Origin of the sequence: Bartonella sp. AC158YNML, from assembly GCF_042196725.1 — a bacterium.
Lineage (GTDB): Bacteria > Pseudomonadota > Alphaproteobacteria > Rhizobiales > Rhizobiaceae > Bartonella.
Genome location: NZ_JBHIQU010000031.1, coordinates 1 through 7,156 on the forward strand (window position 1 = coordinate 1; position 7,156 = coordinate 7,156).

A 7,156-nucleotide genomic window follows, 5' to 3' on the forward strand; every position below is an offset into this window, starting at 1 on the left:
TTCACCGCTACTTTTCCTGCTTGCATAGCTGCATCATGTTTACCCGTTGGCATATTGACGTTATGCGTAAAAGATATCTTTTCATCCGCTACACGACCTGGTATTCTATTATAAAAATCTGCATAATCGGCTTCTTTTTCGACAACCTTCTTGACCGCAGAAGCTTTATCGGCTCCATAAATCTTTGCAAATCGTTTATACAGATCATTCGTACCAAAAATATCTTTTGCCTTGGATACTTCATCTTTTGTTTGACCCATACCTTGTAAAAGTTCTGCCCTTGAGCCCTTTTTAAAGTATTCTTGTTGTGCCTTTGGTAATTCATCAAAGATTTTACTGAACTCATCCTTATTAACCGACTTGCTAAGGATTTTGGAACCTTCATCCATGGCATCTAAACGTGAACTATATTGATGATACAATGATCGTGCCTTCTTATATTTAGGCGATATATCATCCATAAGCTCTAACAATTTTTTCTGAATGCCAACTAAGGTATGAACTTTACTGTTATCTCCTATCTTCTCGGCTGCATCTCTCATAAGACCAAGTTTAACCTTCGTTTCATGGAGAACACCCATGTTGGGCTTTTCTTTAAGGAGATTAAATTTTTCAGAAGAAAATGGATCAACTTCTTTGACCTTACTCGTGAATTCCTGTAGCCCTTCTTTATAAGCCTGTTTGAAATATGGACGCTTCATTAATTCATTAAGAGCGCCATAATGCTGTTCTCCTATTGGTATTTTTTTGGCTATTTCGTAAAGAGTATGTGATTCTGCTTCTCTACTCGCGATAAGATCATCTTTTAAACCTGTAACATTTTGACGAGGAACAAAGTATTTATCAGCCGCCTGATGAATACGCTCCCCTCCTCCCAGCGCTCTCTGTTTAGCTCTCTTGGTTAAATCAAGATAAGCCCCTTGGTTTCTTTTCGCGATATCAAAAACAAGATCTTGTAAAAAAGGACTATGATCAGCTACGTAATCGGTAGGAACTGCTTTTTTAAAAGATTCTCCTAGCTCTTCAGAAGCTTCATTGCCTAAATGTTTACTGATTGCTCTTAACGTATCTTTTGAAACACCTTCTTTCGTATGAGAAGGAGAAAAAAGTCTTCGTATTCCACCAAAAGTAGAACCAAGCATACTGCCTACAAGATTTCCAGCCAATGCCCCGCCCATTCCTAAAGTTCCACCAGATGCCGTGGTTTGAAGTGTATTTAAAAGTCCTTCGCCTTCTCCTGCGCCATGTAATGCACCAGATGCTGCACCTACTTTAAGCAAATGAGGTAATGTTGTTTTGTTCGTGATGCCTAAAAATGGACTTGCAAATCGACTTGGGGGTAACTGACCTGCTTTCAAAAAGGCTTGACCTAATTTTGACCCCGCCACATTCCTTGCAAGTGTAGGCGCTACAAAGCGTGCTCCTGAGGCTAACAACCCTCCCCCTAAAGTCGCAAGTGAAGGGATTGCCGACCCTAAAGCATTTCCAGCAAAAGAAGTCCAATAATGTTGATCACTCATCCTACGATAATAATCACGTATTCTATTGGCTTCTTTCTCATATTTTTCTATGGTTTTCTTATCTCCAGTCCAATAGTTGTAAAGCCCCTTCGCAAAAGCCTTTATTGCCAACTCATCATCAGAATCACGTCCTGCCGCTGTAATCCCCGCAATCTCATCATCTAAATTAAAACTCAATCCATGCTTTAAAGAGTTCCAAAAAGCTTCACTTTGCGTGATTTCGGGATGTTCTGCTTCTTCTTCATAAGAATTATTATATAAAGGATAGTCGGCTACATAAACATCATCACCAAGTTCAAGAACTCGATCTCCTGGTCGATAACGTTTACCTGAATTGCTGGGATTAAGAGGATAATCGGCTACGTAAACATCATCACCAAGTTCAAGAACTCGATCTCCTGGTCGATAACGCTTATTGTTTATCATCTTTTTGCTCCCTTATATACTGGATGACCATTATAATTAACTATTGTTCCAGGAGGATAACGATCTAGCTCTTCTCTGCTACTTATAATTGGCAAGTTTTCAACACCTCCTTGCGGCATCGACTGATTAGCAGAGGAGTGACTAGCATCTTCACCTAGTAAATAGGCTTTTGCTTCAGGCGATAGTCTTGAAATAACATCTCTTATTTGATTCAGATTCCGCGTAAATAATTCTACATTCATATCAATGCTTAGTGCACCTAAAGAATGCTTTAGCATGTCAAGATCTTTATCACTGACATTTCCAAGTCCTACCCCTCCTGTCCTTGATAATTGCTTCAGTTCGTCTATACGATCACTTGCTATACGTTCCTTAATTGATTTCACGACTTTATCTGCACCATTTTCTTTCGATCCAGGAACAATGCTTTTAAACCAAGCAACCATACCTGTTGCATACCCACCTTTTTCCTTAATGTACTCATCAAGATATCTGATATCTTTCAATAAAATACTTTTCCGTACTACATTATTTGCATGTAGAGTTTTTGCACGTTCAGCTTCCTCATACGATTTACCACCTTTAACCATAATATATCTATATCCACCTGGTGCATTCGGATCTTCCACAAGCATCCTACCATCATTGGTAAATTGGGAATTCCTATTTCCACCGTTCACTTTTTGTAATAGAAAAGCATTCAACGCATCTTTATTCCCTGCTATGAACCGCGCTTCTTCTTCACTATAGCCTTTAGACTTTAGATACTCGACAGTCTGGTTAACCTGTCCTCTTTGTTTATCTCCTTCATGCAAATTCTTCAGCCCCTTGGCAAAAAGTTGCCATCCAGATGAATTTGGACTAGCCGTTATCGCACCCATAAGAAAATCATCAATATTTTTACTAACATCAGACTGTGAAAAACGAGAAAATTTATCCCAAAAACTAAGATTTGGTTCAGGAGGCTGTTCTTGCAATGGAACTGGTTTTGTTGAAATAGGTGGAGAAGTCTCTAACTGAGGAGGAGTTTCTGATTGTGGAATCGGAGAGGGTTTATTCCCCTCATTATCTATCTCAGAAGGACGAATAGAACCTATTGGAGAAGGAGAAAAAGAGCCTATCTTATATGGATCATTCATAGAAATCGCATTAAGAAAAACTGGTAATTTATGTTTGTCCTTTTGTTGATTCGCTATTGATTGTAGTAAATCTTTTTCTAGTCTGCGTTCGTGTAGATCTTTTTCTAGTTTGGATATGAAACGTCTATCTCTCGGGTCAAAATCTATAAAAACCATTACTTTCCCTTTAACTATTTATTTTTTCTAAGATTATTCAAACTAAACGGCAGCATTTGCTGCCTTTTCCGCAGCCTTCTTTAATCCAAAAAGCACCATCATAGCGTTCTTCCAAGGGTCGTTACCATGCATCGTAGAGCCTGACATATTATTAATCGTCGTGCCGTAATTTCTTGCAAAACCATGACCGGCGTTCATAAGCATATTCAACCTATTCCAACCGCTATTGTCTTGTTCCAGCCAACGTTCTCTATTGGCATCAACAAGGCGTTGATTGTAGTCATTAAGAACAGATGACCCCTGCAACATATTCGAATAGGCATTATTGTAAGAGGGGAATAAGTTGCCGACCATGCCTAAGCGATACTTATTAAAATCACCAAGTAAGGCATTAGCATGTAACATATCCTGCTTATTCTGACGGTAATGATTAATCCTAGCACTTTTAGACAATGCATCAAGTTCACGCGCCAACACTTTCGTATGCGCACCAGATCCATAACCACCAGCACCTACAAAAGAGCTGTTAATCGTATCTCTCACATCATCTATAGATTTTTTAAGTACATCTTCAAAATCCTGATCATAGCCCCCTTTATAACTAGAAGCCAATTCACCAATATTTCTTTCTGCCTGCATGGGAGTATTCATCAAATGATTCATATAATTTTGATATTGATAAGGAACACTCCCAAGACCTCCGATTGCTTGATAAGTTGGAGCGCTTAAAGGTGCAACACGAGGTCCCCCATACACATTACCACCCATCCCTGTATTATATAGGTTATACGCATCTGCACTCCCACGCTTAAATACATTCTGCATCCAAGTAGGAGGGGCGCTTGTTTGTACCTGCTTCTGTTCTGTCGTTGCTGGTCTACTGCTCCCCATGTCACAATTCCTTTCTATAATAAAGCATAGCTATGCCATAGCCTTGCTTGTCCAATGCGCGCTTCCAACCTAAACGACCCAAGATCTCCATTTCAGAAGCACCATTCTCACGTGCCCAATCCTCTGCAACTTGCAAATTATCAACCAAATCAAGAACGCCCTTGCCACTACATTCACAAATCAGAGCGCGCTTCTTTCCTAAAACTGTCTGCTGTATCTGGGTTGTAACTGCCGCTAAAAAGCGCTCGTCATCATCCAAAACAAGCCATAACTGTTTCTTGCCACTGCAAATCGCTTCAAGGAGCTCTTGCAACGTGATTTCATGTTTGAAACGTTCCACATACTCGCGAAACGACGCAATGATGTCTTCAAGGTATGGTGCTATACGCTCCATATCCCAAGACGTGGTCAAAAAAACTTTTGCCATTATCCTCTGCCTAAAGGACGTAAATCCACATTAAACCCTGTGATATGGTTCCAATGAACGCCTTCAGGAATACGCAATTTAAAGCGGTGATAACGATTGCGCGAACGACCATGATAAGCACCCGTAAGATAAGAACACACCCTCTCCTTGTGCCATGTGATCGGCGTCTGATCATTACGAAGCCGACGTTCCCCTATGCTTAAAAGACCTTGCGTCGTATCAACTTCGGCAAACATTTTCGTGATAAAGTTAAAACTTCCATCTGGTGCTCCCAATTCTTGCGAAACAACCGTTGCCTCCATCGGTGCTCCCGTAAACATAACAAGCCTATTTTCATCATCAAAAGCACCAAGCATGGGGGCGCCACTTTGCCAACGAGGGCTGTCTAAAGAAGCCGGTAATGTCTCAAGATTGATCGAGATCTCATCTAACTGTTCTAAAGTATAACCTGTCGTAAATACTGGAAACAACGTGAAAGGTTTTCCCTGTAGCGTCGACCATTTCTGCAATCCCCAATCATAGACAAAAGTCGTTTGCTCGTTATTGCCTCCCTTTAAGGACCAGTAAATTCGGTTATCAATGGGATCTATCACTCCTTGCATCTCATCAAGAGCAAATTTATCAAAAGTTTTAAAAACCGTTCTATCAACCTTCTCAAAGCCTATCGGCAAAAGTTGACCATCAGCACTGATCTGATAAAAGCCACCATCACTCGCAAAAAAAGCATCACTTCCTCGACACGCTATAGAATCTGCACTGCGCGCTCCACGCTTGTCTTGAATCTTTTGAAAACTGTATACAAGTTCAGCCCCTGGAGTAAATAAACCAGCGTAAATAGCAGAACGTAGAAAAATGAGTGGATTGGTGGATTCCGTTGCCCCTTGCACATATTCTCCATCCGGAAAATCTATATGATCACATTTTTTTTTACCTATTTCCCATAAATTTACATCGTTCAAACCAGACCAATGAATGCGATTGGGATTATCTGTCAATTGCATCAAACAAACAAAAGCTCCCCAAACCTTGACCAATCCTGCTTTCGGGGGATTTCCTTCTAAATCTTCAAACCGTTCAGAACTAAGGACCTTGAAAACTTGCGGTTTATCATTTTTATTCACCGCAATAACCATGTTTTTAAAAAGAGCAAACGACCATTTATTCTCTTCATTTGCTTGATAGGTCACACCACTTTGGCTGATATCTTTCCAACCCTGCGTTTGACTATCATAACTATAAAGCTTTTTGGCTCCCCCTACGATTATCTTAACACCATTGCCACTTCTAAAGGCTATTGAACCCAAGGGCTTTTCTTCCAAAGGATGAGACACAACCATTGCACTAGGCATGGGTATGTAACCGCCATCTGCCGGTAAAACATTCACAAGGCTATCCGTAAAGCTACCGTTGACGATCGCAACATCTGGTCTGTAATCAGCGATTGGAAAATAAACCATATTAGAAATCCGTCGGAATTATTCGCGTGACGTTATGACGTTGAGACGTCTCTGCACGCAATTCATGCAACTGTTCGTTAAAGTCATTGTAAGCAGCGGCTGCACAATCGGGTTCTTTAAGAATATTCTTGTAAAGTTCGTATTTTGCACGCGCCTTAATCAAATCAAACGCGTGCACAAACCATGGATGCTCCTCATCAACACTCTCTATATCTGATAAACGCAATGGAGAGAGAATGAGTTGAATCTGATAGGCTCTATCCGGCGTGGGATAAAGATGTAATTTCCTATCAAAATAACTGTAACAAACCGGCGTTCCTTGCTGCTCTGATGATAACAAAGGCTCTAAAGAAACATGATCCTTACACTCCAATGCAAACTTATGATGTTGATCAGAACTCAGATAAACGTTTTTGATTTTAACAGCTGTTTCAATAGGGCGGGTAGTGCTTGCATCATAAACACCTTGTCCCGCCCGTGTCTCAAACACCACATCACGGCTTTCGTTAAAGTAAAAGGTCTCTCGTTCACAAAAACGAATAGCTGCAAAAATGCTTTCTTGGATTTGATGAACATACTCATCCGCTATGTCATCAATCTCATCTTGAATGACCGACACCAAGTGCGAAAGCGTTCTTCTATGACGATAAACATCCTGTTTTGCCGGTATTGGTCCCCCCGTCTTAACCCGAATATAATGACGCGTCATTAGACTTCTCTTAACAATTGGTCACAAATTCAACGACTATACTTGCTTGACCTGCTTGGACTGTCTTATCAGCTTTAGCATAAAGAGTAAGTTCTTCATCATAAGGGACAAATTCCTTTTGATTGCTAGGCTTAACCTCTTTGACTGCCTGCTGTTTGATTTCTGCTTCACCAAATTCAGTCCCGCCAGCAGTGCTGCCTATTTTTACCTTCGTGTCCGAAAATGCTGTCTTGACATACACTTTAATTGAAGTAATCAAAGCACCACGAGGGAGGGTACCTATCTTCATCACCTTTTCTTTATCTTCATAGCTAAAATTAAGCCGCAAAAAGCTTACCTGCTGCGTATGAAGATTTCTCCCTTGCAAGGGCTGTGGTAAATAATCTGCCATGTCTTATCCCCTCAATGATTTGTCACAAATTGCACAACCA

Annotated in this window: 7 protein-coding genes; all 7 read right to left on the bottom strand. The window is 40.5% G+C overall.

What is annotated here, in order from left to right; all coding sequences use genetic code 11:
* On the bottom strand, positions 1-1,946 hold a 1,946-nt coding region (locus ACFIM1_RS08690), incomplete at its 3' end, for a hypothetical protein (RefSeq protein WP_375694614.1).
* Positions 1,943-3,241, bottom strand: a complete 1,299-nt coding sequence (locus tag ACFIM1_RS08695) for a hypothetical protein (RefSeq protein WP_375694616.1) — start codon at positions 3,239-3,241, stop codon at positions 1,943-1,945. The genes ACFIM1_RS08690 and ACFIM1_RS08695, both read right to left, overlap by 4 nt.
* A 42-nt stretch (positions 3,242-3,283) precedes the next feature.
* Entirely contained in the window at positions 3,284-4,132 is an 849-nt protein-coding gene (locus ACFIM1_RS08700; protein WP_375694617.1) for a hypothetical protein, read from the bottom strand.
* Position 4,133: 1 nt separating this feature from the next.
* Positions 4,134-4,559 (bottom strand): hypothetical protein, encoded by a 426-nt coding sequence (locus ACFIM1_RS08705; RefSeq protein WP_375694618.1) that lies wholly within the window; start codon positions 4,557-4,559, stop codon positions 4,134-4,136.
* Complete coding sequence (locus ACFIM1_RS08710) at positions 4,559-6,016, bottom strand: hypothetical protein (protein WP_375694619.1); 1,458 nt, start codon at positions 6,014-6,016, stop codon at positions 4,559-4,561. The genes ACFIM1_RS08705 and ACFIM1_RS08710 overlap by 1 nt, the downstream gene beginning before the upstream one ends.
* Position 6,017: 1 nt before the next feature.
* Entirely contained in the window at positions 6,018-6,725 is a 708-nt protein-coding gene (locus ACFIM1_RS08715; protein WP_375694621.1) for a hypothetical protein, read from the bottom strand.
* A 10-nt stretch (positions 6,726-6,735) separates the two neighbouring features.
* The gene (locus ACFIM1_RS08720) at positions 6,736-7,116 is read right to left on the bottom strand and encodes a hypothetical protein (protein WP_375609772.1); all 381 of its coding nucleotides are present in this window, start codon (positions 7,114-7,116) and stop codon (positions 6,736-6,738) included.
* Positions 7,117-7,156: the final 40 nt, after the last annotated feature.